Source organism: Plantactinospora sonchi (assembly GCF_036422035.1).
In the GTDB taxonomy this organism is placed as follows: Bacteria; Actinomycetota; Actinomycetes; order Mycobacteriales; family Micromonosporaceae; genus Plantactinospora; species Plantactinospora sonchi.
In genome coordinates this window covers 450,145-473,922 of the sequence record NZ_JAZGQK010000007.1, presented here as the reverse complement: position 1 = coordinate 473,922, position 23,778 = coordinate 450,145, and the positions used below count along the sequence as shown (strand labels likewise).

Annotated in this window: 20 protein-coding genes; 5 read left to right on the top strand and 15 right to left on the bottom strand. The window is 71.0% G+C overall.

Going from position 1 to position 23,778, the window contains the following annotated elements:
• Positions 1 to 20: 20 nt before the first annotated feature.
• Both V1633_RS11245 and V1633_RS11240 read left to right on the top strand, forming a co-directional pair.
• Positions 21 to 680: a GOLPH3/VPS74 family protein gene (locus tag V1633_RS11245; protein WP_331214173.1), complete on the top strand. Its 660-nt coding sequence runs from the start codon at positions 21 to 23 to the stop codon at positions 678 to 680.
• A gap of 156 nt (positions 681 to 836) precedes the next feature.
• Positions 837 to 3,266, top strand: a complete 2,430-nt coding sequence (locus V1633_RS11240; RefSeq protein WP_331214172.1) for a Tex family protein — start codon at positions 837 to 839, stop codon at positions 3,264 to 3,266.
• 148 nt (positions 3,267 to 3,414) lie between these two features.
• On the opposite strand, the gene V1633_RS11235 is transcribed toward V1633_RS11240, so the two are convergent.
• The 3 genes from V1633_RS11235 to V1633_RS11225 form a co-directional block, all read right to left on the bottom strand.
• A complete protein-coding gene (locus tag V1633_RS11235) occupies positions 3,415 to 3,849 on the bottom strand; it encodes a carbohydrate-binding protein (RefSeq protein ID WP_331214171.1) in 435 nt (144 codons plus the stop codon).
• Positions 3,850 to 4,249: 400 nt separating this feature from the next.
• Positions 4,250 to 5,281: a DUF389 domain-containing protein gene (locus tag V1633_RS11230; RefSeq protein ID WP_331214170.1), complete on the bottom strand. Its 1,032-nt coding sequence runs from the start codon at positions 5,279 to 5,281 to the stop codon at positions 4,250 to 4,252.
• A gap of 137 nt (positions 5,282 to 5,418) precedes the next feature.
• Positions 5,419 to 5,613: a hypothetical protein gene (locus V1633_RS11225; RefSeq protein WP_331214169.1), complete on the bottom strand. Its 195-nt coding sequence runs from the start codon at positions 5,611 to 5,613 to the stop codon at positions 5,419 to 5,421.
• A 158-nt stretch (positions 5,614 to 5,771) separates the two neighbouring features.
• Here V1633_RS11225 and V1633_RS11220 point away from each other — a divergent pair, with 158 nt between their 5' ends.
• Both V1633_RS11220 and V1633_RS11215 read left to right on the top strand, forming a co-directional pair.
• Positions 5,772 to 6,527, top strand: coding sequence for a response regulator transcription factor (locus V1633_RS11220; RefSeq protein WP_331214168.1), 756 nt, complete (start codon positions 5,772 to 5,774; stop codon positions 6,525 to 6,527).
• Positions 6,524 to 8,179, top strand: coding sequence for a sensor histidine kinase (locus V1633_RS11215; protein WP_331214167.1), 1,656 nt, complete (start codon positions 6,524 to 6,526; stop codon positions 8,177 to 8,179). Before V1633_RS11220 ends, V1633_RS11215 begins: the two co-directional genes overlap by 4 nt.
• 291 nt (positions 8,180 to 8,470) lie before the next feature.
• Here V1633_RS11215 and wecB read toward each other — a convergent pair whose 3' ends face one another.
• The 12 genes from wecB to V1633_RS11155 form a co-directional block, all read right to left on the bottom strand.
• Positions 8,471 to 9,595, bottom strand: coding sequence for a non-hydrolyzing UDP-N-acetylglucosamine 2-epimerase (gene wecB, locus V1633_RS11210; protein ID WP_331214166.1), 1,125 nt, complete (start codon positions 9,593 to 9,595; stop codon positions 8,471 to 8,473).
• Positions 9,596 to 9,638: 43 nt separating this feature from the next.
• A complete protein-coding gene (locus V1633_RS11205) occupies positions 9,639 to 10,874 on the bottom strand; it encodes a glycosyltransferase family 4 protein (RefSeq protein WP_331214165.1) in 1,236 nt (411 codons plus the stop codon).
• Complete coding sequence (locus tag V1633_RS11200; protein ID WP_331214164.1) at positions 10,871 to 12,112, bottom strand: polysaccharide biosynthesis C-terminal domain-containing protein; 1,242 nt, start codon at positions 12,110 to 12,112, stop codon at positions 10,871 to 10,873. Before V1633_RS11200 ends, V1633_RS11205 begins: the two co-directional genes overlap by 4 nt.
• Complete coding sequence (locus V1633_RS11195; protein WP_331214163.1) at positions 12,109 to 13,149, bottom strand: polysaccharide biosynthesis protein; 1,041 nt, start codon at positions 13,147 to 13,149, stop codon at positions 12,109 to 12,111. Before V1633_RS11195 ends, V1633_RS11200 begins: the two co-directional genes overlap by 4 nt.
• A gap of 176 nt (positions 13,150 to 13,325) precedes the next feature.
• The gene (locus V1633_RS11190; protein ID WP_331214162.1) at positions 13,326 to 14,756 is read right to left on the bottom strand and encodes a hypothetical protein; all 1,431 of its coding nucleotides are present in this window, start codon (positions 14,754 to 14,756) and stop codon (positions 13,326 to 13,328) included.
• On the bottom strand, positions 14,753 to 15,508 hold the full coding sequence (locus V1633_RS11185) for a GNAT family N-acetyltransferase (RefSeq protein ID WP_331214161.1): 756 nt from the start codon (positions 15,506 to 15,508) through the stop codon (positions 14,753 to 14,755). Before V1633_RS11185 ends, V1633_RS11190 begins: the two co-directional genes overlap by 4 nt.
• Positions 15,502 to 16,734 carry a hypothetical protein gene (locus tag V1633_RS11180; RefSeq protein WP_331214160.1) on the bottom strand — a complete coding sequence of 411 codons (1,233 nt, stop codon included), beginning with the start codon at positions 16,732 to 16,734 and terminating at the stop codon, positions 15,502 to 15,504. The genes V1633_RS11185 and V1633_RS11180 overlap by 7 nt, the downstream gene beginning before the upstream one ends.
• Positions 16,731 to 17,357, bottom strand: a complete 627-nt coding sequence (locus V1633_RS11175; protein ID WP_331214159.1) for a sugar transferase — start codon at positions 17,355 to 17,357, stop codon at positions 16,731 to 16,733. Before V1633_RS11175 ends, V1633_RS11180 begins: the two co-directional genes overlap by 4 nt.
• Positions 17,354 to 18,415 (bottom strand): GNAT family N-acetyltransferase, encoded by a 1,062-nt coding sequence (locus V1633_RS11170; RefSeq protein WP_331214158.1) that lies wholly within the window; start codon positions 18,413 to 18,415, stop codon positions 17,354 to 17,356. Before V1633_RS11170 ends, V1633_RS11175 begins: the two co-directional genes overlap by 4 nt.
• Positions 18,412 to 19,533, bottom strand: coding sequence for an aminotransferase class I/II-fold pyridoxal phosphate-dependent enzyme (locus tag V1633_RS11165; RefSeq protein WP_331214211.1), 1,122 nt, complete (start codon positions 19,531 to 19,533; stop codon positions 18,412 to 18,414). The genes V1633_RS11170 and V1633_RS11165 overlap by 4 nt, the downstream gene beginning before the upstream one ends.
• 198 nt (positions 19,534 to 19,731) lie before the next feature.
• Positions 19,732 to 21,021, bottom strand: a complete 1,290-nt coding sequence (locus V1633_RS11160) for an acyltransferase family protein (protein WP_331214157.1) — start codon at positions 21,019 to 21,021, stop codon at positions 19,732 to 19,734.
• 395 nt (positions 21,022 to 21,416) lie between these two features.
• A complete protein-coding gene (locus tag V1633_RS11155) occupies positions 21,417 to 22,187 on the bottom strand; it encodes a class I SAM-dependent methyltransferase (RefSeq protein ID WP_331214156.1) in 771 nt (256 codons plus the stop codon).
• 562 nt (positions 22,188 to 22,749) lie between these two features.
• On the opposite strand from V1633_RS11155, the gene V1633_RS11150 reads away from it, so the two are divergent.
• Positions 22,750 to 23,733: a class I SAM-dependent methyltransferase gene (locus tag V1633_RS11150; RefSeq protein WP_331214155.1), complete on the top strand. Its 984-nt coding sequence runs from the start codon at positions 22,750 to 22,752 to the stop codon at positions 23,731 to 23,733.
• Positions 23,734 to 23,778: the final 45 nt, after the last annotated feature.

Below are 23,778 nucleotides of genomic sequence, written 5' to 3'. Positions count from 1 at the left end.
CGGCCGGCCAAGGATGACAAATGACCAGACACCCCGGCCAGCCCGACGAGCGAATGGCCGACGAGCTGTTTCTGATCGCGCACGACGACTACACCGGGAAGGCGCTTGCCGCAGCGGCCATGGTGAATTCCGCACTGGCCGGCGCACTCGTCGCCGAACTCCTGTTCGACGCGCGGATCACCCTCGTCCGATCCCAGGTGTACGTCGCCGACGACCGGGCCTGGCAGGAACCGGTCACCGACCGGGTACTCGGGGAGATGGTGCGGCGCGGCGACGGCCATCCGGTCCGGTCCTGGCTGGAGTTCCTCGCGTCCCGGGCCCGGGAGCATGTCGGGGACCGACTGGTCAGCGCGGGCGCGGTCCGGCGTACCACCACCCGGAGCCTCAACCTGCGGACCACGGTGCGCTGGCCCGGCCTGGATCCGAACCGGGTCGCCCGGCCCCGGGTACGACTCGGCGCCGTTCTGGAACGCTCCGAGCAGCCGTTGGACGTACGGACGGCGACACTGGCCGGGCTGGTCCAGGCGGCCGGACTCATCCGGGCCCTGATCCCGACCAACCGGGCCGCGGTGGCCAGCCGGATCGCCGCCGCCCGCCGACTGCTCCCGCCCGAACTCGGCGACCTGCTCAACGCCGTCGACTCGACCGTCGCGGCCGGCACGGTGACGGTCCGCCGCTGACCGCCAGGTGTCCCCGTTCGGGGATGGCCCGCTGTACGACCGGAAGCGGCGGCAGGGGCGCCTTCCGCACCCCCGGCGTACCTTCCCGGACGTACGGCGGGGCGTGCGGCACAATGCTCGACGGAACGACCAGTCGGGAAAAGGCGGATCAGGAACGTGACAACCTCTGTACAGCCGCGCTCGGTGGACCAGCGGATCGCCGAGGAACTCGGCGTCCACGAGCGGCAGGTACGGGCCGCCGTCGAACTGCTCGACGGCGGGGCGACCGTGCCGTTCATCGCCCGGTACCGCAAGGAGGTGACCGAGTCCCTCGACGACGCGCAGCTGCGCGCGCTCGAGGAGCGGCTGCGCTACCTGCGGGAGCTGGAGGAGCGGCGGGCGGCGGTGCTGGAGTCGATCCGCGGCCAGGGCAAGCTGGACGAGGCGCTCGAGGCGCAGATCATGGCGGCCGACTCGAAGGCCCGGCTGGAGGACATCTACCTGCCCTACAAGCCGAAGCGGCGGACCAAGGCGCAGATCGCCCGGGAGGCGGGCCTCGAGCCGCTGGCCGAGACCCTGCTCGCCGATCCGACCCAGGACCCGCGCACGGTGGCGACCGGCTTCGTCAACCCGGATGCCGGGGTGGCCGACCCCACCGCCGCGCTGGACGGTGCCCGGGCCATCCTGGTCGAGCGGTTCGCCGAGGACGCCGACCTGATCGGCTCGCTGCGGGAGCAGATGTGGTCGCGGGGCCGGCTGGTCGCCAAGGTACGTGACGGCCAGCAGGAGGCCGGCGCCAAGTTCGCCGACTACTTCGACTTCGCCGAGCCGTACACCAGGATGCCGTCGCACCGGATCCTGGCGATGTTCCGGGGCGAGAAGGAGGGCGTGCTCGACCTGACCCTGGACCCGGAGGAGGCGCCGGCGCCGGACGACGTACCGGTGGGGCCGAGCCGCTACGAGCGGGAGATCGCCGCCCGGTTCGGGGTGGTGGACCAGGGTCGGCCGGGTGACCGCTGGCTGTCCGACACGGTGCGCTGGGCGTGGCGTACCCGGATCCTCATCCACCTCGGCGCGGACCTGCGGGTCCGGCTCTGGCAGGCGGCGGAGGACGAGGCGGTCCGGGTCTTCGCGGCGAACCTGCGGGACCTGCTGCTCGCCGCGCCGGCCGGGACGCGTCCGACGATGGGCCTCGACCCGGGCCTGCGGACCGGGGTGAAGGTCGCGGTGGTCGACGGCACCGGCAAGGTGCTGGCGACCGACACCATCTACCCGCACGAGCCGCGCCGGCAGTGGGACGCCTCGATCGAGACGCTGGCCAAACTGGCCCGCGCGCACGGGATCGAGCTGGTCGCGATCGGCAACGGTACGGCGAGCCGGGAGACCGACAAGCTCGCCGCCGACCTGATCCGTCGGCACCCGGACCTGAACCTGACCAAGGTGATGGTCTCCGAGGCCGGTGCCTCGGTCTACTCCGCCTCCGAGTACGCCTCCCAGGAGCTGCCCGGGATGGACGTCTCGCTGCGTGGCGCGGTCTCGATCGCCCGCCGGCTGCAGGACCCGCTCGCCGAACTGGTCAAGATCGACCCACGGTCCATCGGCGTCGGCCAGTACCAGCACGACCTCTCCGAGGTGAAGCTCTCCCGCTCGCTGGACGCGGTGGTGGAAGACTGCGTGAACGGCGTCGGGGTCGACGTCAACACCGCTTCCGCACCGCTGTTGACCCGGGTCTCCGGCATCGGCGCCGGGCTGGCCGAGAACATCGTGCTGCACCGGGACGCGAACGGACCGTTCCGCAGCCGGCAGCAGCTCAAGCAGGTCGCCCGGCTCGGTCCGAAGGCGTTCGAGCAGTGCGCCGGCTTCCTGCGGATCCCGAACGGGGACGATCCGCTGGACGCCTCCAGCGTGCACCCGGAGGCGTACCCGGTGGTCCGGCGGATCCTCGCCTCGACCGGCAGCGAACTCTCCACGCTGATCGGGAAGACTCCGGTACTGCGCAAGCTCCGGCCCGCCGACTACGTCGACGACACGTTCGGGTTGCCGACCGTCACCGACATCCTGAAGGAGCTGGAGAAGCCGGGCCGCGACCCGCGTCCGGCCTTCCGGACCGCGACCTTCGCCGACGGGGTGGAGAAGATCGGCGACCTGAAACCGGGCATGCTCCTGGAGGGTGTGGTCACCAACGTGGCGGCGTTCGGCGCGTTCGTCGACGTCGGGGTGCACCAGGACGGCCTGGTGCACGTCTCGGCGATGTCCCGGACCTTCGTCAAGGACCCGCGCGACGTGGTGAAGCCGGGTGACGTGGTCCGGGTGAAGGTGCTGGACGTGGACGTACCCCGGAAGCGGATCTCGCTCACCCTGCGTCTGGAGGACGAGGCGGAGGCCGGGCAGCGCCCGTCCGGTGGCGCCGGCTCCGACCGGGGCAACCCGGACCGTGGTACGCCGCGCGGCGGCGGCCAGCCCCGCCAGGGCCAGGGCCAGTCGCGCCAGGGCCAGGGGCGGGGCGGTCAGCAGTCCCGGTCCGGCGGCCGGGGCGGCTCGGGCGGCACCGGTGCCGCGGCCAACAGTGCGATGGCCGACGCCCTGCGCCGCGCCGGCCTCGCCTGAGGCGGGCATCCCCGCCCTGTCGGGACAGCAAACCAGTGACCCGCCGGACCCACGGGTCCGGCGGGTCACCACCGTCGGCGTCAGCGGCGGACGAGGACGTCGTCCACGCCGGACGGCGGGCCGACGGCGCTGAGGGTCGACGGGCCTGTCAGCTACGCGACGGCCCCGGACTCGGGGGCTTCGTCGCCGAGGGCGACGGCGAACCCGAAGGGAACGGCGAGGACGACGGCAGGTACGGAGTCAGCGACGGGAACGGGTGATCGGTCGGCAGCCAGGTCGGGTTCGAGGTCGGTGAGGGCTGACTGGACGCACAGTTGCCGGCGGACGCCCACTTGTCGGGCGCGGCGGGCGGGCTCATCCCGCTGACGGAGGTGTGCGAGATCTTCGCCCGGTAGACGGATGCGTTCCATTGGACGAGATTGCCGTAGTAGTAGGAGACGCCGGCAGCCCACTGGGGCAGACCGCCGCATCCCTGCGGCGACCCGATGGCCTGTGCCCGGATCGTCGGTGCGAGGACGGGCACCGCGATCACCGCCACCGCCGCGCCGATGACCAGGGCGATTGCCCGATTTCGAGATCTCACGAGACCCCCTGTGCATCGATGATCGATGCCCGGAACGGTATCAGCGGCGGGCGATGCGGGTAAGATCCTTCAGGCTTTCCGCCTCTGCCGGAAAGGTGAGGTGAACTTCCGCCTGGTGTGTCGCTGGTGCCCTCGGCCGTGACGGCGGAGGAGCGGATGAGTGCGGCTCAGTGGGTCCACAGCGGACTTCCCCGAGAATAGGATGCCGGATCGCTCTGCTCGGTGCCACCCGCCGGCAGGAGACACCCGAGACACCCGGGTCGTCCGGCGGGTGGCTGCGGTGCGCCGGGGCGGACTGCGGCGGCACGAACGGAACGGTCGGACCCCTGAGCGTCGGCGTGACTAGTTGCCGTTGGCGGCGGGAGCGGGGCCGGCATCGAACTGGCGGAACCGCGAGAGATCAGGGGCGGAAGGCCGCCGGGTCTGACGCGTTCGTCGCTTCCGGCCGGCGGCTGGCGGTCCTCGGGGACAGCACCGCCGGCATCCGGCGGGCCGGCGGCGTGGGACGACGTACCGTCACCCGGTGCCACCAGAGGCGCTGGATCAGCAGGGTGAGTACCCCGGCCAGGACGATCGCGCAGACGTTGATCAGCAGCTGGACGGCCGAGCCGACCGCCTCCTCGAACACGCCGTAGGCGAGCGCGACCGCCGCGTTCGCCGCCGCCGGCACGGTGGTGACCGAGATCAGTACGCCGACCAGCGAGCCGGACTTGTTGGAGGTGACCGCGAGCATGCCGGCCACCCCGGCGAGGAAGCCGACCACCCAGGAGAGGGCGTCGGGGCGCCAGATGAAGTCGGTGATCGGACGTTCGGCGAGCAGCATCGATTCGTTGATGAGGCCGGCGGCGGTCAGCGCCCAGGTGGCGAGCACGGTCACCACGACCGCGACCAGGAAGCCGACCCCGAGCGCCAGCAGCGACCGGCGGATCACCGACGGCCGCCACCGCATCAGTGCCACACTCAGCGCGGCGAGCGGGCCGAACTCCGGGCCCACCACCATCGCCCCGATGATCAGGATCGGCTGGTCGAGCAGCACCGCGATGCCGGCGATGATGGTGGCCAGGGTGATCAGCAGCAGGTACGTCGCGGAGAGCTGGGTCTCCTCACCGGTCTTCTGGGCGACCTCCTCCCAGACCACCGCGTCGGTGCCGTGCCCGGGAGCCGCGTCGATCGCCCGGTCGGCGGCGGCGGAGAGCGTCACGTCGACGCCGTCGCCGACAACCGCGCCGGACCGGTGCACACCGAGCGCCTGGAGCGCGTCGAGTACCTCGTCGGCCCCCTCCCGGGCGACGTCGCAGAGCACCACGTCACCCGGCGGCGTACGGGCGGCGCCCGGCAGCACGATGACGTGCGTCGCCGCCGGGTCGCGGGAGAGCAGGTCAAGTACCTCGGCCGACCGGTCGGTCGGCACGATGATCCGCAGGTGCAGCACGCCGTCATCCTTCGCCCGGGGCCGGCCCTGCTGGGCCGTCAGGCGACGACTCTAGTCAGCCCGGTCCACCGGCGCTCGGTGCCGCCCACCGATCGGCGGCCCGGTCCGGCGGCTCAGACCAGACACGGTCCGCCGGCTCAGACCAGGCCCGACCCGGCGGCCACCTCGGCAGGCGGCACCGTCGGCTTCTCGGTGTGCGCACCGACGGCCGCACAGGCCCGGCGCAGCGCCACGGTCTCCCGGATCCGCCGACGTACGGCCCGACGTCGGCTCCGCTCCTGATCACCGGTTCCGCCGGACGCCCCGGCCATGAGCAACAATTCGAGTGCCATGACGGAAACCGTAGCCAGCGGATGTGCGGAACCGGTGAAGAATCTGTCCCCGGCCGGTGCGGTCCGTCCCTCGACGGCATTCCCATCCGCTTTTCATCAGTTCTTCACCACCGCACCGCTCTAATCGGTGCCGCCAGGACCAGGCAGAATGGGGAAACATGAGCGCGCGGATCGTGGTCGCCGAGGATGACCCGAAGCAGGCCAATCTGGTCCGGGTCTATCTCGAGCGGGAGGGCCACAGCGTGCTGGTGGTCGGCGACGGCCGGACAGCCCTGGAACAGTGCCGGACCCGCCGGCCGGACCTGGTGATCCTCGACGTCATGATGCCGGTCATGGACGGCCTTGACGTCTGCCGGATCCTGCGGACCGAGTCCAACGTGCCGATCCTGCTGCTCACCGCCCGGACGACCGAGGACGACGTATTGCTCGGCCTGGACATCGGCGCCGACGACTACCTCACCAAGCCGTACAGTCCGAGGGAGCTGGCCGCCCGGGTCCGGGCGCTGCTCCGCCGGGCCGGCGTACTGACCGCGGGCAACCAGGCCGTGCTGCGGGTCGGCGACCTCGAGGTCGACCCGGGCCGGTTCGAGGTACGGATCGGCGGGCGCCTGATCACGCTCACCGCCAAGGAGTTCGGAATCCTGGAGGTGCTGGCCGGTGAGCCGGGCCGGGCGTTCACCCGGGCCCAGATCATCGACCGGGCCTTCGGCTTCGACCACTACGTGCTGGAGCGCACGGTCGACGCGCACGTGATGAACCTGCGTCGCAAGATCGAGGAGGATCCGGCCGAGCCGCGCTACGTACAGACCGTCTTCGGGCGCGGCTACCGACTGGCCGAACCGCCCGCCGACGAGCGTCCTGCCGGATCGCCCCCGGAGGGCGCCGTCGCCACCGGGGCGGACTCCCCGGCGTGAGTTTCCGGTTCCGGGTGCTCGGCCTGGTGATGCTCGTCGCGGTCAGCGCGACCGCCGTCACCGCCTGGCTGATCCTGCGCGGCGCCACCCAGCAGATCAACGAGCCGGACAGTGCCGCCTCGGCCCAGCTCGACGAGATCACCACCCAGCTCGCCGGCTACGGACTGCGGCACGGTACCTGGGAAGGGGTCAGCAGCCTGGTGGTGGGGTTGGGCAACAAGACCGGACAGCGGATCCACCTGATCACGGAGAACGGCGAGGTGATCGTCGACACCGACCACGAGGCGAACCCGAGTCGGCCGGTCCGCCCGATCGGCTCGATCAACGGTCCGGTCAACCCCCGGCCCTCCCTGGACCTGACCGGGGTCAACCAGGACGCGGCGTCGATCACCCTCAAGATGATCCAGAACTACCGGGCGAACGTACGGTTCGCCGCCTGTCTGACCCGCAGGGGCATCAACACCGTCTCGACCCCCGCCTCGTACGGGGTCCCGGGCGTCCAGGTCGACTACGCCACCGCCGCGCCGGCCCCGAGCACCGTCGACTCCTGCAACGGCTATCCCCGGGAGCCGATGGACGCCCTCGAGGAGGACCGGCGACGGGTCAGCGAGTGTTTTGTCACCGCCGACGCCGCCGAGCCGGACCACGACTGCCTGACCCAGGTGTTCGCGGACCGGATCAACGAGGTGGCGCCGCAACGTGCCCAGGTCTACGTCGGTGTCGGCGGGCAGTCGTTGGTGATCGGGCCACTGCTCGCCGCCGCCGCCGGTGTGGCCGCCGTGGCGATCATCGCGACCGCCCTGCTCAGCCACCGGGTGCTCCGACCGATCGGTACCCTGACCGCCGCCTCCCAGCGCCTCGGCCGGGGCGACCTGACCAGCCGGGTACCGGTCGAGGGCAACGACGAACTGGCGAGCCTGGCCCGCGCGTTCAACCGGATGGCCGACTCGCTGCAACGCGGCGAGGAGCGGCAACGCCGGCTGGTCGCCGACGTCGCGCACGAACTGCGTACGCCGCTGGCGAACCTGCGCGGCTATCTCGAGGCACTCTCCGACGGGGTGATCGACCCCGACCCGGAGCTGTTCGCGTCCCTGCACGAGGAGGCGGTCCTGCAGCAGCGAATCGTCGACGACCTGCAGGATCTGGCTCTGGCCGAGGCCGGCAGTCTGGCGTACCACCGGACCGTCGTCGACCTGGCGGAACTGCTGGAGACCTGCCGTACCGCGCACCGGGCCGGCGCCGACGCGGCCGGGGTGTCCCTGACGGTGTCGGCCGGGCCGCTACCTCCGGTGTACGCCGACCCGGACCGGATGCGGCAGGTGCTGGGCAATCTGGTCACGAACGCGCTCCGGGCCACCGGCCGGGGCGGCACCATCACCCTCACCGCCGAGCACGACGGCGATTCGGCGGTGCTCCGGGTCGCCGACACCGGCTCGGGGATCGCGCCGGAGGCACTGCCGTACGTCTTCGACCGGTTCTGGCGCGCCGACTCGGCCCGAGGCCGCAAGACCGGGGGAAGCGGCCTCGGCCTGGCCATCGTCCGGCAGATCATCACCGACCACGGCGGGGTGATCCGGGTCGCCAGCGAGCCGGGGGTCGGCACGACGTTCACCATCACACTGCCGGTCGGACCATCCGTCCCTCGGCGCTGAACCGGGCCGCCGGCCGGGAAGCCCGCCATGTCCCGACGACGCCTGACCCGCTCGGGGTTCGGAGCCGGACCGCCATACCCCGACGGCGCCCGACCCGGTCGGGGTTCGGGGCCCGGCCGCCATACCCCGACGACGCCTGACCCGGTCGGGGGTTCGGGGCCGGGCCGCCCGCGTCGGGATCAAGCCTGACCGCCCAGCGCGGGTGGTCCGGCCCCGAACCCCCACCCACGAACCTGGACCCCACGCGCAAGGACCCGAACCACGACACCCCACGGCCCGAGCCAGGCCGGTTCAGTGCCGGATGCCAGCCCAGTCATGGTGCCGCCGCACCGTGGAGAGGATGAAGTCGACAACCCGACGCGACGTGTCCGGCACCTGGTAGTCGACCGGACAGGGCACCCCGGCCACCGCCACCTGCTCGACCGCGACCGCGACCGCTTCCCGTACGCCGTCGGGATCCAGCCCGGTCATGATGATGCCGCCGGCGTCCAACGCCTCGGGGCGTTCGATCGACTCCCGCATGGTGACGGCCGGAAAGCCGAGGATCGCGGCCTCCTCGCTGATCGTCCCGCTGTCCGAGAGGGTGCACCGCGCCTGCGACTGCAGACGTACGTAGTCGAAGAGGCCGAACGGCTCGTGGAAGGCGATCCCCTCCAACGTGCCGGCGTCGACCGCGAGCGCCTCCAGCCGCTTGCGGGTACGCGGATGCGTGGAGACCAGCACCGGCAGTCGCCAGGCGTCCCGGACCGTACGCAGGCAGTCGAGCAACCGACCGAGCCGGACCGGGTCGTCGACGTTCTCCTCACGGTGCGCGCTGACCACGAAGTACCCGCCCGGTTCCAGTTCGAGCTGCCGCAGGATCGTCGAGGCGGCGATGTCCGGGCGGTAGTGTTCCAGCACCTCCCGCATCGGCGAGCCGGTGTGCAGGATGCGGCGCGGGTGCAGGCCCTCGGCGAGCAGGTTGCGGCGGGCGTGCTCGGTGTAGACGAGGTTGAAGTCGGCGACGTGGTCGACCAGTCGCCGGTTGGTCTCCTCCGGCACGTTCAGGTCGAAGCACCGGTTGCCCGCCTCCATGTGGTAGACCGGCACCCGCATCCGGCGGGCCATCAGCGCGGCGATGCAGCTGTTGGTGTCGCCGAGCACCAGCAGCGCGTCCGGCCGGAGTTCGGTGATCGCCTGCTCGACGCCGATCAGTACCCCGCCGAGCACCCGGCCCAGCGACGAGGTGTCGACCCGCAGGTAGCGGTCTGGTTCCCGCAGCCGCAGCTCGGTGAAGAAGACGTCGGAGAGGCTGCGGTCCCAGTTCTGTCCGGTGTGCACGAGCAGGTGCTCCACCGTACGGTCCAACCGGTCCAGTACCCGGGACAACCGGATGATCTCCGGTCGGGTACCGACCACCGTCATCACCCGGGTCATCGGAACCCTCCACTCCACTCGGTACCGGCCGGACTCGACCTGGTCACGCGATTCCCAGTACGGCGGTCTTGGTCAGCATGTCCTCGATCTGGTCGGCGCCGACCCGCAGCGACATCCGTTCCAGGTAGACCTCACGGGCCCGCCGTCCCAGCTCGGCACGGGTCGCCGGCGAGAGGACCGCGGCCTCGGCGAACCGGGCGGCGAGCGCCACCGGATCCTCCGGTGGGCAGGTCAGCCCGACCCGGGTCGACTCGACCAGCCGGGCCGCGTCGCCGCCGGCCGAGACGATGACCGGCGAGCCGCAGGCGAACGCGGCCTGGAGCTTGGAGGGCACGGTGCCACGCAGGCCGGGCAGGTCCCGCAGGCAGACCAGCTGGTAGTCGGCGGCGGCGTAGAGTTCGGCCATCTGCTCCGGCGCCCGTCGACCGAGGAACCGGATGTTGTCGGCACCGAGGTCGGCGGCGAGCCGGCGGGCGTACTCCTCCTCGGTGCCGGAGCCGACCAGCACCAGGTCGACCCGGTCGGCGACCGTGGCGGCCGCCCGGATCGCGGTCTCGATCCGCTGGAACGGTCCGATGTTGCCGGCGAACATGACGGTGCAACGGCCCCGGTGCCCGAGGGCGGCCCGGGCGGTCTCCAGCACCGGCGTCGGCCGGAACAGGCGCTCGTCGGTCCAGTTGAGCACCACCCGGACCTTGCCCGGGTCGGCGCCCCGGGCCACCACCAGCTCGGCCATCGACGGGGCGATGACGGCGATCGCGGCGGCACCCCGGTAGAGCCCGCGCATGGTGGCGGCGAGGGTACGGTCGACGACCTGGCCGACCCGCCCGGCCGGGCTCATCTCCGACGCGGTCACCGACTCCGGCCACATGTCCTGGACGTGCAGCACGATCGGGGTACGCCGGAGCAGCCGGGTCAGCGCGGCGGCGGCGAACGCGGTCGCCGGCGGGTGGTAGACGTACACCGCGTCGACGTCGTGGAGGTAGCGCATCGCGGCGAGGGAGCTGGTGGCCGCGAAGGAGAGGAAGTTGGTGACCCGGCCGACCGTCGACGAGTCGTGACTCGGGTAGACCGGCACCCGGCGTACGGTGAGGCCGCCCTCGCCGCCACGGTCGTTCCAGCGCTGCCGGTAGCCGGGGTAGATCCGCCCGCCGGGATAGTTCGGGAACGTGGTCAGCACCCGCACGTCATGTCCCCGGGCGGCGAGTTCCCGGGCGAGTTCGCCGGAGACGAAGGCGGGCTCCGGCGGGTACCACTGGGTGACGAAGCCGATCCTCATCCGCCGACCACCGCCGGGCGCGGCACGGACTCCGGTGCGTCGGCGGCCGGTACGGGCGGCGACGTGGCGGCATCCGGCGCGTCGCCGGCCGGTGCCGGCTCCGACGGGTGGACCGCCGGCCCGACAGTGGCGACGGTGTCGAGTCCGCCGACCGGCTCCGGGTAGGTGTCGGGCCGGGCCGGGTCGAAGAGTTCGTTCGCCCAGAACAGGGTGAGCAGTTCGCCGTCGCCGATGTTGGTGATCCGGTGTGCCCACATCGTCGGCATGTCGACCAGCACCGGTTCGTCCCCGCTGACCGTGAACCGGACCACCTCGGAGTGCCCGACCCGACGCAACGCGATCTCGGCGGTGCCCCGCAGCACCACGAACCGCTCGACCTTGGCCAGGTGGAAGTGCTCACCGCGGGTGATCCCGGGCCGGCTGGTCGAGACGAAGGTCTGCCCGCCGCCGCCGTACGACCGGACCGTCTCGACCAGCTCGCCGCGGCGGTCGGCGTGTCGGGTCAACGGCAGCGGGTAGTGCCCGGGGAAGCAGTGCGACCGGTACGTGTTGAACAGCCGTACGTCGTGTCGGCCCAGCAGGGGCGGCAGTTCACCCGCCCGGTACGCGGACGCGGCGGCGCCGAGTCGTTCGGCGAGCGCGCGTACCCCGATCCGCAGGGTGGGCATGGTCGGGTCCCAGGCACCGCTGTCGGGCACGTCGAGCAGCCGGGCGGCGGCGTCGAGGGCGTGCACCAGTTCCAGGTCGCGGTCCTGGTGGATCTCCGGCACCTGCCCGTCGGCCAGTAACCGGCAGAAGGTGGCGACCACCGAGTTGTAGAACGGGCGGCCGTGTTCGCCGTACAGGTTGGGCAGCAGGACGTCGTCGAAGCGGCCGGCGACGGTGGAGGCCAGGGTGGCGGCGGCGGCGACCTTGGAGTCGCCGTACGGGGTGCCGTTGCCGGCCTGGACCGAGTTGGCGAAGACGACGGTCGGCGGCGGTGCCGCGCACTGCCGCAGGCCCCGGGCGAGCGCGGCGGCGACCTCGACGTTGCCCGTAGCCACGTCCGCCGGGTCGCCCCGGTTGACGCCGGCCAGGTGGAGCAGCCGGTCGGCGCCGCTGACGGCGGCGGCGACCGCCGCCGGGTCGGCCAGCTCCGCCCGGGTCAGCCGGGTGGGCTCGGGCCAGCCGAGCGCGTGGATCAGGACACGGACGTGCCAGCCGAGGAAGCCCTCGGCCCCGGTGAGCGCGACCTTCACGGCGCCAGCGCCAGCTCTCGGGCGGCCAGCTCGGCCCGGATCTCCGGCAGCGTCCGCAACAGCTCCATGATCTCCGGTACGTCGAGTCGGGGCGCGTTGGCGGAGTGGAAGTCCTGGCCGACCGCGATCGCCGGGTCGCCCTCGGTGACGTAACTGGCGTAGTTCAGGTCGCGGGCGTCGATCGGGACCCGGAAGAAGTCCCCGAAGTCGTCGGCCTTGGCGAGTTCCTCCCGGCTGGCCAGGGTCTCGTCGAGCTTCTCACCGTGCCGCATGCCGATCAGGTCCAGTTTGGCGGGCACGTCGAAGAGCTGGCAGAGGGCCAGGGCCAGGTCGCCGATGGTGCAGGCGGCGGCCTTGCGGATGAAGATGTCGCCGGGTCGGGCGTGTGCGAAGGCGTGCTCGACCAGTTCGACCGACTCGGTCAGCGACATCAGGAACCGGGTCATGCCCGGATTGGTCACCGTCGGCGCCCGGCCGGCCTTGATCTGGTCGACGAAGAGCGGGACGACGGAGCCGCGCGAGTAGAGCACGTTGCCGTAGCGGACGCCGGAGACGATGGTGCGCCCGGAGCGGTTGTGCCGGGCGTGCGCCTGGGCGACCTTCTCCATCAGCGCCTTGGTCAGCCCCATCGCGTTGACCGGCTGGACCGCCTTGTCGGTGCTGAGCACCACGACCGAGGCGACCCCGTTGCGCTCGGCGGCCTCGATCACGTTCGCGCTGCCCAACACGTTGGTCCGGACCGCCTCCAGTGGGAAGAACTCGCAGGACGGCACCTGTTTGAGCGCGGCGGCGTGGAAGACGAAGTCGACGTCCCGGCTCGCCCGCAGCACGCTGTCGTAGTCCCGTACGTCCCCGACGTGGTAGCGGACCCGGTCGTCGCCGAGACGGTGCCGCATCAGGTCCTGTTTGGCCTCGTCGCGGCTGAGGACGCGTACCTCGCCGACGTTGCGGTCGAGCAGCCGACGCACCATGGTCTGTCCGAAGGACCCGGTACCGCCGGTGATCAGCACCCGGCGTCCGGCAGGCAGAAATGTCACTGAGGCTCCTGTTCGTACCGCTCGATTGCGTCGCTGGCGAGCCGACCGGGGCCCATCCGCCCATCGCGGCACGGCCCACCTCTGTCGGTTCGGCCGTCGATCTGAGGTACCGTCCGGCTAAACGACGAAGCGGCCGACAAGTCACGCAATGTCGAATTATCAGACCTACTGTCCCGTCATGTTGCTTTGACCGGCTGAATCGAGTGCCGGCTCCCGGCTCCGGTGCGCACGCCGTTCCGGTCGGGCCCGCCGGCTGCGCCGTCGGACGTGGCGGGCGTCTCTGACCTGACCGGTCGATCAGCCGTCGGCGGTACGGTCCTGCGGAGCGGGACAGGGGTGAGCAGCAGCAGGCCGATCAGGAGCCAGGCGATGGTGGCCACCCGGTTCGCGGTCAGCGCGGGCAGACCCAGGGACGCGCCAACCAGGACGATGATCAGACCGCTGGCGAACCGGGACGTGGCCCGGTCCATCGCCGCCTGCCGGGTGAACCAGGCCAGCACCAGACAGCCGATCACCGCGGTGTAGATGAACGCCCCGACAAGGCCGGCGATCGCCAGGGCCTCGATCCAGCCGTTGTCATAGGCCGCCGCGACCCCGCCCGCGCCGAACCCGAACCAGGGCGAGGCGCTGGCGACGATGTCCCAGACGTACAGGTGGCTCGGCGCATCCCCGAGACGGCCGGCGGTGTAGAAACCGATCAGGTCGGATCCGCTGTCCGACGGGCGGAACAGCCGGGTGAGATAGCCGACTCCGTCCCAGGCCGGCAGTAGGCCGTACTGGCTGGCGGACACCACCAGCAGCAGCGCGCCCGGGAGTGCCCACAGCCGAGGACCGACGATGCCGAACGACCGGACCAGATGCCACAGCGCCAGCGGCAGCCCTATCATGAGGAAGATCTTCGAGACGGTCAGCAGACCGCCGATCGTCAGCAGTGTGCCGGTGCACACGAGGATCACCATGCGGTCGCGGTACCGGTAGATCGCCCCCAGCAGGGCGAGCGAGTACAGTGCGCCGCCCTCGGCGGGCTGGTTGAAGATCCCGGTGAGCCGGCCCATGCCGCTCGCCCGTTCCGCGACGCTCTGCCCGGTGGCATCGTTGCCCCAGAAGATCTCCAGCAGCGGCGTGATGTCCTGGGTCATGGAGACGACGCTCAGGGCGGTGTTGACGCACATCGCGACGATGAGGACCGTGCAGACGAGCTGAATCAGGCGGCGTGGTTCGGCACCGGAAGCGGCCAGCATCAACGCCAAGGCCAGCGCGGCGATCGGCAGCAGCAGGTTGTCCAGCCCGGCCAGCCCGCTGCGGGACTCGATGCTGGTGAGGATGATCCGGGTCGGACCGGCCACCCCGACCGCGGCGATGAGCAACTCGACGACCAGGAGGGCGGCGATCAGTGCGCCCACCGGGGTTATCCGCAACCTGCGGCCGGACAGGATGCCGACCAGCAGCAGTGAGTAGACAGCGATCTGCTCGGTACGGATACCGGGCTGCGTGGTGTAGGGCCCGAACGCGCCGAGGGTGACCAGCACCGCTGCCCCGTACGCAGCACCGTGGCCGCTGACCCGGCGTCGGCCGGTGGGGCGTGTGAGGTGCACGTCGCTGGTCATTGACTGGCGCCGTCCCGTCCGCTCGCCGGTACGTCCAGGACGGTCGGCCACTGACCGGCTCGCGCCGGCACGGGCGCGGTCGGCTGACCGGGCAGGGGTACCGCTCGACGATCGGGCCACTCCCCCGCCGGTCGATCAGCACCACGTGCGGAGGCCTGACCGTCGGGTCGCTGCCCGGACGGTCGGGGGCCGCAGACCCGTTCGACGTACTCGGCGGCGTCGGGCAGGGCGTCGAACTCCGTGGCGAGGACCGCCACTCGGACCAGGTCGTGCCAGGTGCCGTGCCGGAAGACCGCCTCTCGGTCCCGGCCCTCTATCCGCCAGCCGCACTTGCGGACGTACGCGCCGAGGCTGGCGGCGTTGAAGTCCAGGATGGTGCTGTGCAACCGGCGGAGTCCCACCTCGTGAAAGGACCAGGCCATCATCAGCTTGATCGAGTCGCTGCCCGCGCCCTTCGGCGCCAGCCCCGGCATCAGCTTGACCGCGGTGAGCGCCGAACGGTTGTGCCAGTCGACCTCCCAGAGCCCGGTGAGGCCGACGGGCCGGCCCGTCGACATGTCGGTCACGGTCAGCCGCCGGTTGCGCGGGTCCCGCAACGCGGTCGGGAACCAGTCCCGCTGCGCGTCGGGGGCCACCGGCCAGTCCCACCCCACCACGTGGGTACGGACCGCGGTGGTGTTGGCCAGTTCGGTCAGGAAGTCGAGGTCGTCGGCCCGCATCGGCCGCAGGCCGACGAGTCGCCCGGTCAACATGGTGCGCCCTTCGGTGGCAGGTCGTCGCTCGGCTGGTGGCGGGGACGCCGGGAGATCGGACGGGGCCGGTGCGGTGCGCCGGCCGGCACCGCCGGGGCGCGGGTGGTCGCGGCCGCCTGCCGCACCTGGCGCACCAACGCGGCGACCCGGGTCATGTCCCGCTCGGTCCACCGGGCGTCGGTGTGCAGCATGAGCATGCGTTCGGAGTAGTCCAGGTGGCGGGGGCCGACCTCACCGGGACGCAGCGTCCAGAGCACCGCCGGGTAGACGGCCCGGGAGATCAGGCCACGGCGGAGCTCCTCCCGACGCTGGTGCGACTCGCACTCGAGGACAACACCGAACGGGTACGCCCGGGCGGTGACCCCGGCGAGGGTGGCCAGGCGGTCGGCCAGGACGGTGGCGTTGGTGATCCGGCGTACCCGCAGCTCGTCGACGGGCAACGCGGGTAGCAGGGTTGCGGTGAAGTCCGAGACGGCGCTCACCTCGGCCGCCCGCAGCCGCCGCTCGCCGTCGACGTAGCCCGCCAGGTACGGCTCCTTCGCCAGCCCGGCGCCGCCCAGGTACGCGGTCTTCAGGCACATCGCCGCGAGGATCGTCCCGGCGGCCAGCCGTTGCCCGTCCGACGGTGCCGGCGCCGGCGGCAGCGGGCGGTCGACGGTCGACCAGAGCGCCCCTCCGTCGGGCAGCGGCAGGGTCTTGCGCAGCGAGGCGAAGACGTAGTCCGCGCCGAGGTGCGACAGCCACGGCGCCAGCGGGTCGTGGGTCGCGTCGACGATCACCGCCGCGCCGGTCGGGGCCGGTGTGGGTGGCCGGACCGGCGGGGTGCCGAAGTAGGAGACCAGGACCAGCGCCTCCCCGGGACCGACCCGGGGCGGTTCGCCGCCGCCCGCCGGCCCGGCGTCGTACCGGTGGACCGGAAGCACCGCCGCGACGTCGTCGGCGACCTCGGGGCAGTAGTACTCCGGCAGGTGGACCGCGGACCAGCCGTACTCGTGGCGGCCGTACTCGAGCAGCGCAACGAGCGCCTGCCGACCCGAGCCGTAGAGCCGGACCGACTCCGCCAACCCGGCCCAGCCGCCGCCGGCCGGTACCACGAGCGGGAACGCCGAGCCGACCTCCCAGCGGTCCGCCGTCACGCCGCGTCGGCCGTGTCCGGCTCCGGCCCGACCGGTCGGGCCGCCCGTCCGTGCGGTCGCACCGCCGGGCCGATCGTCGACGGTGCTCACTCGACCCGCTCCAGGACCGGGGTGAGCAGTTGCACGTCGTCGACCTCGTGCAGGCTCTGGCCCCGGATCTCACCGCGCCGGAACGGCTCGACCAGGGTACGGACCAGGATCCGGACGTCGAGCCAGGGCGACCAGGTGTCGACGTACCGGACGTCGAGGTCGAGGCGCTGGCCGAGGGTGAGGGAGCGCCGGCCGCTGGTCTGGGCGAGGCCGGTGATGCCGGGGCGGACCTCGTGCCGGCGGGCGTGGTGGCTGGTGTACCGGGGCAGGTATTCCATCAGCAGCGGCCGGGGCCCGACCAGGCTCATCCGCCCGGTCAGCACGTGCACCAGCTCCGGCAGCTCGTCCAGGCTGGTCCGGCGCAGGAACCGGCCGATCCGGGTGGACCGGACCTCGTCGGTGGTCCAGATCTCCTCGCCCGGCAGCGGTTCCCGCATGGTCCGGAACTTGGTCAGCGCGAACGGCACCCCGTGCAGTCCGGGGCGGAGCTGCTGAAACAGCACCGGCCGCCCCGAGGTGACCAGGATCAGCAGCGCGATCACGGCCATCAGCGGACCGAGGACCAGTAGCAGCAGGGCGGCCAGCACCACGTCCAGCAGCCGCTTGACACGTACGGCGGTCACGGGCGGTTCCTTCCGATCCGGTACGCCGGGAAGAATCCCGACGACTCGAGGTCCTCGACAGAGCGGTGCAGGTCCCGGGCCCGATCGGCCGTCAGAGCCGTGTAGCGGTCCGGGTCCACCACGACGGCACCGACCCAGAACGGGGTACGGGTCCCGCCGAACGAGCGCTTGAACTGGAAGAGGTTGTCGTCGGGGCGAAGGCCGCCGCCGAGGTGCACCAGCAGGCAGCCGGTCTCCGCCGCCCACTCCAGTACCGTCCACAGCAGCAGGTTGTTGGCCCCGTTCCGGGCACCACGCGGATCCGACCCGGCGAGGTGGTAGTGCACCCGCTGCCGGTGCCGGAACAGCAGGGCGCTCGCCACCACCGTGCCGTCCGCGTCGCGTACCTCCACCAGGTGGAGGTTCGGGCCGACGCCGTCGACCAGCCGGTGGTAGTACCCGTCCGGGAAGAGGTAGCCGGGGGCGCCGCCGACCCGGGCCATCGTCTCCGCGTACCGCTGCCGGAAGGGTGACCCGGGCGTGACGTCCTCGGCGGTCGCCGGCCGCAGGGTCGCCGTCTGTCCGACGTTGCGGGCCTTGCGGACCGCCGTCCGGGACCGGCCCTCCATCGCGGCCCAGACAGCCGCCGGGCCCCGCTCCACCGGCACGGTGATGGTGTCGCTGAGCCGGGTCAGCCGGACTCCGGGCAGCTCGTGGGCCCGCTGCACCGAGGTCGGGTCGAGCGGGGAGAACCGGAGGAAGAGGGTGACCAGCCGCTGTGCCCGCCACGCGTCGACCGCGTCGGCCCAGAACCGGGCCAGTTCGGTGCCGTGCCGTCCGGCGCGTACGTGCAGACCCGAGTAGCCGTACGGGCTGACCGCGTCGGCGGTGCCGTCGGCGAGCCGGCGGACGACGTACGGGACGAGGAAGTCGTCGCCCCGGTGCGCGAGCCGCCATTCACCCTGCTCCGGTACGGCTGCAGCGCCCCCGTACCCCGGGGTGAAGTACACGTCCGGGTACGCCAGGTCGAGTGCGATGGTCTCCGGGCCGCTGTCCCTGACGGCCAGTCCGACCGTCACCGCCGGCTCTCCAGGAACTGCTCGACGGCGCTCATCACCCGGGTGGTCTGCGCCTCGGTCAGTCCGGAGCCGCTGGGCAGGTTGAGCCCGTCCCGGAAGAGCCGCTGCGCCGCCCCGGTGAGCCGGGAGCGGGCATCGGCGAAGACCGGCTGCAGGTGCATCGGCTTCCACACCGGCCGGGTCTCGATCTCCTGCTCGGCGAGGTGCCGGGCCAGTTCTCCGGCGCGCCAGCCGGCCTGCCGTGGGTCGACGACGATGGTGGTGAGCCAGCAGTTCGCGCCCGGGTCGCCGTCGGCGAGCAGCTGTACGCCGGGGGTGGCGGCGAACAGCTTCGCGTACCGTTCGCGCAGCCTGCGGCGTCGGTCGATCATCCGGTCCAGCCGGCGCAGCTGGGCCCGCCCGAGCGCGGCGAGCAGGTTGCTGAGCCGGTAGTTGTAGCCGACCTCGGTGTGTTCGTAGTGCTCGACCGGTTGCCGGGCCTGGGTGGAGAGGTAGCGGCACCGGGCGGCCAGCGCGCTGTCGTCGGTGACCAGCATGCCGCCACCCGAGGTGGTCATGATCTTGTTGCCGTTGAAGGACAGAATCCCGGCCCGGCCGAACGATCCCGCCGCCCGACCATGGTGGGTCGCGCCGAGCGCCTCGGCGGCGTCCTCGACCACCGGAACTCCGGCCGCCTCGCAGACCGGCAGCAGTCGCTGGTAGTCGACGCAGGCGCCGAACATGTCCACCGGGACGACCGCCGCGACGGACCGGCCCTCCCGGCGTAGTTCGGCCAGGAGTTCCTCGACCAGGGTGACGTCGACGTTGCCGGTGGCCGGGTCACAGTCGACGAAGACCGGCTCCGCGCCGGCGTAGACCACCGCGTTGGCGGTGGCCACGAAGGTCAGGGTGGGTACCAGGACCACCTGGCCGGGCGTGGTACCGAGGGCGAGCAGCGCGAGGTGCAGGGCGGCGGTGCCGGAACTCACCGCGACCGCCTCGGCGGTGCCGACCCGGGCCGCCATCTCGGCCTCGAACGCGTCGAGTTCCGGACCGACCGGCGCGACCCATCCCGAGCGCAGGGCCCGGATCAGGTACGACTCCTCGAGCGGTCCGACGTCCGGCGGGGAGAGGAGGATTCTGTCACCCGTGGGTGGTCGCCTGTCGGCGTTCTGAACGCGCGCTTCGCCTTGGCTGGTCGGGTCCACGAATCTGGTCCTCCGCTTGACTGAGGTGAAACTGGGAGCGAGAGTGTCGCATCAGATGAAAGACATCTCTATCAGTTCCGAACGATTGTCGTCGGGGATTCGACCAATTGGCCGCCACAGTACGTGGTGTTAGTTGTTCCGCTGATGCAGCGCTTCTGTCCCGGGTGGATGTCGGGGCGCTTTCGGTGATCGATCATCGGGTGGACTCGCCGCGACCGAGGCGACGGCGGGGGCTTGCCAATGTGCGGGAACATCGCGTTTGCCCTGCGACAGGAAAACGGCGGTCTCGTTTCTCTCCTCAACGGACGGGCTCACCGTGAGGTTGGTCCGCACCGCGGCCCAGGTGCGGGAGAGGCCGTTGCGGAGCCGCGGCCGGAGTCGAGCCTCGATCACCTGGCTGATCAGCCAGGAGAGCGCACACATGGCGACGATGACGCCGAGCAGCAGGATCCAGCGGTTGACGCCGGGAGTGAGCAGGTTGAACAGGGCGTAGCCAAGTGTGCCGTGGATGAGGTAGAGCGGGTACGTCATCTCACCGAGCGGCAGCAGCGCCGGACTGCTCCACCGGGCCAGCGCCCCGCTGGCGACCAGGGCCATGACCAGGAAGATCACCGTGACCACCAGGACGACCACCGCCGGGTCCAGCCCGGCCGCCTCGGTACGGTTGCGCAGTTCGGCGAGCTGGGCGGCCTGGTAGCTCGCGTTCAGGAAGCAGAGTCCCAGCAGTACGGCGAGTTCGCGGCTCCAGCCGGACCGATGTACGAGGTAGAGCACCATGCCGGCGATGAAGTAGTGGCTGTAGAGCGGCTGTACGGCGAGCGCGACGACCGGCTCCGCCGGGACCGGCAGCAGCTCCAGCAGGACCGTCGTGGCCAGCCACCCCCACATGAACAGCCGGGTACGCCGGACCGTCAGGCCGATCAGCGCGAGGACGAAGAGCAGGGCGTAGAAACGCCACTCCGACCACAGGGTCCAGTAGACGCCCTCGACGTACTCGACGTTGATCGGGGCCGGGAACATCGTCAGGTTCACCAGGTACTGCGGCAGGGTGACGTCGTTGCGCCCCCGGGCACCCAGCACGACGACGGTCAGTGTGGTGAGCGTGACCGCCACCCAGTACGCCGGATAGAGCCGGGAGATCCGGGAGATGAGAAAGGCACTGGGACGCCGACCCCAGAGACTCATGAAGACGACCAGACCGCTGATCATGAAGAAGAGGTCGACGCCGAGATAGCCGTACCGGGTCACCGCCCCGAGCTCGGAAGCGAAATCCAGCTCGGCGTCATTCTTGGCCTGTGCGAACGAGTAGTGCAGCAGCACCACCGCGAGCGCGGCGACGAAGCGCAGCAGATCTATCTCGTACAAGCGTCGTCTTGTCGGCAGCGAATCCGGGTACGCCGGCGACGGCTGCTCCACCATGGCTTCCTGTCGTTGGTCGGTCGTGACGGGCGTGCCGACGCAGCGTGGTGACCGGGTCCCAAAGGTGGAACAGGGGCCGGTGTACACGGGCCTGCCGTTGATTCAACGCGCAACCGGACGGGGCGTAACGTGGCAACCAGCAGGTCGGTGTGAAACGCCGTGTCCAGCGTCGGGTACAGCGATGTCCACCGCTCACGAACCGAGGTTTTCTCGGTAGTCAACCGGCCGCCGGAACCACACCCGAAATGTCGTCAGCCCCCGAACCACCACCAGCAGGGACACCTCGTCTACCGGCTACGACCGACGCACGGTCCACCACCAGCCGGGACACCTCGTCTATCGGCTACGACCGACGCACGGTCCACCACAACCGGGCGGCAGCGGCTCTGAGCGTCTCAGCCGGACCGACGGCACGAAAACGCGCACGCGTACGGATAACCGTCCCGGTTCACCACGATCTCGGTAGCCTGCGCCTCGAGCAGGAACGTGACGACGTCGGCCCCGAACTCCCAGTAAACCAGGGACGGCCCCGAATCCCCGCCGTGGTAGCTGGCAGGACGGCGCGTACGGTCGCGGGTCAACCTGTCGAAGAGAACGGGCGTCGTGAACACCACCCAGCCGGAGCCCGCGACCCTGAGGCACTCACGGATGGCCAGTGCCGGGTCCGGCACGTGCTCCAGCGTGTCGCTGTGTACAACGAGGTCGAATTCGCCGTCGCGAAAAGGCAGTGCCTGGATGTCCACCTCTGGATAGCTGGTGCAGACATGATGTGCCGCCTTGCTCAGCATGGGCGTCAACCTGGCCGCGGGGTTGACTTCGAGAATTCTCGTAGCGGATGCCCGGTCCCAGGCCGTGGTCAGCGGTCCCACAATGCCGAGTCGCGCGAGGATCGCGTCCGCCAGGCATCGTCCGCGCAGGTTGTTGCCGCAGCCTTCACAAAGGTGGCCCTGCTGAATATCCACCATGGCACGCTCGGTCCGGTCCAGCCCCCACTGTCTGGCAAGCCGTCGACCGATCACCGGGCGTACGCTGAACTGCTCTGACGATCCGCACGCACTGCAGCAAGTGGCCAGGGGGTAGCGGTCGAGGGATTCGTTGATCTTTTGAACCGCGTCGGCGGCTCGCCTGGCGCGAAGCAGCCCGACCGCAGATCCTGAGATTCTCACACGTCCTCCTCGGACGACTACCCGCCTCAGTGTGGATTGTGAACACACTCTCGGATTGGTGAAAGTAGCGACCATGAAGTGCCCCCGACGGACCGTAACGCAAAACGTCGGTCCATCCTGCGTGCGACTATAGACAAAGCAAGGGCATCCGGGCCCTGATACCGTAACATTCGGTCTATACGACTGGCGTGACGGTTGGCGCCGGCGCCGGTCGCAGTGGCATGAACGTCGGTTCGCTATGCCGGAGCTGTCAGCAGCCGACGACCCGCTCTCGCCAGGGGTCGGACGTTCATGACGACACACCAGGCCGCAACTGTCCGCGCGGTGTCGGTGTCCCTCTCACCCGAGAATTCGAAAGGAACACCTCAGCGTGAGTGACCGAACGACGTCAGTTCCAAACGCAACGACCACTCGCGTTTCCCCCACCGAACCGATCGGGCACCGGCACCCGTTGCCGATCGACGGTTCCGCCTCGCCACCGCCGAGACAACTGCCACACAGCCCCGGGCCACTCAAGCCCGCCGGGCTCCCGTGCCCCACCTGTGCGGGTCCCAGCCAGCGGGTGTCCGGAGAGTTCGACGGTTATCTGGAGGGCTACCGGCTGTCGATTCTCGAGTGCGGGCACTGCTCGCTGCGGTTCAGCGATCGACTGGACGTACCCGAGAATCTCTACGACATGATCTACCGGCACAACGCCGTGTTGCCGGGCTACAACCGGTACGCCGGCTACGCCACCGCGGTCACTCGCCATCCTCGACCACTCGACCTGCTCGCCTCCTCCGAGTTGGCCTACTGGTACGTACGTGACCACATCGTCAACAGAAGCGGGTCTGACGTCACCGTGATCGACTTCGGCTGCGGCGAGGGCTACCTCACCTACGCCCTGCGACAGGCGGGCATCGAGTGCACCGGCATCGACATCTCGACGACGACGATCCACCGCGCCCGACAGCGGTTCGGCCACGACGAATGGTTTCTCACCACCGAGGAATTCGGCGCGCTGCCGGAGCGTCAAGCGGACGTGGTCATAGCGCTCGAACTCGTCGAGCACGTCGCCGAGCCGGTCCGGTTGCTGAAGGACGCGATCGCCGCCGTCAAGCAGGACGGTGCGGTGCTGATGACCACACCGAACCGCGACGCGAGTCCAGCCGACTCGGTCTGGGACACCGATCTGCCCCCCGTCCACCTGCTCTGGTTCAACGTCCGGTCGCTCCGCGAACTGGCGGTCCGGGCGGGTTGCGAGGTCAGCTTCCCTCCGGTTCCCGAGTCCGTGGTCAAGACACTGCGGACCGGGACGACCAGGGACGGCATGTGGCCACCGCCGCTCACCGCCACCGGCGACCCGTCCGTCGCGGTCCGGCGCGCCCACAGCCTGCCGTGGCGGATCCGCCGGCGGGTCGCCCGTTCACTGACGGGGTTCTCCGGCTTCCTCGAACAATCACCGTTCCGTCAGATTCCCGGGCCCGATCGGCCCGCGCAGCCCACCACCCTGGGCGCGCTCTTCACCCCACGAGCCGGGCAGTCAGCCGACCGGGCCGCACGGTGAGGGCCTGGATCTCGCCGCCAGCCGTTTTCACCTTCCCGCCCGTCG

Bases quoted from the DNA above. Each gene is read 5' to 3' on its own strand.
- V1633_RS11205 (WP_331214165.1), bottom strand. From the start codon at position 10,874: ATGAGGATCGGCTTCGTCACCCAGTGGTACCCGCCGGAGCCCGCCTTC.
- V1633_RS11185 (WP_331214161.1), bottom strand. From the start codon at position 15,508: ATGTTGACCGGGCGACTCGTCGGCCTGCGGCCGATGCGGGCCGACGAC.
- V1633_RS11160 (WP_331214157.1), bottom strand. From the start codon at position 21,021: ATGGTGGAGCAGCCGTCGCCGGCGTACCCGGATTCGCTGCCGACAAGA.
- V1633_RS11220 (WP_331214168.1), top strand. From the start codon at position 5,772: ATGAGCGCGCGGATCGTGGTCGCCGAGGATGACCCGAAGCAGGCCAAT.
- wecB (WP_331214166.1), bottom strand. From the start codon at position 9,595: ATGACCCGGGTGATGACGGTGGTCGGTACCCGACCGGAGATCATCCGG.
- V1633_RS11225 (WP_331214169.1), bottom strand. From the start codon at position 5,613: ATGGCACTCGAATTGTTGCTCATGGCCGGGGCGTCCGGCGGAACCGGT.
- V1633_RS11245 (WP_331214173.1), top strand. From the start codon at position 21: ATGACCAGACACCCCGGCCAGCCCGACGAGCGAATGGCCGACGAGCTG.
- V1633_RS11190 (WP_331214162.1), bottom strand. From the start codon at position 14,756: ATGACCAGCGACGTGCACCTCACACGCCCCACCGGCCGACGCCGGGTC.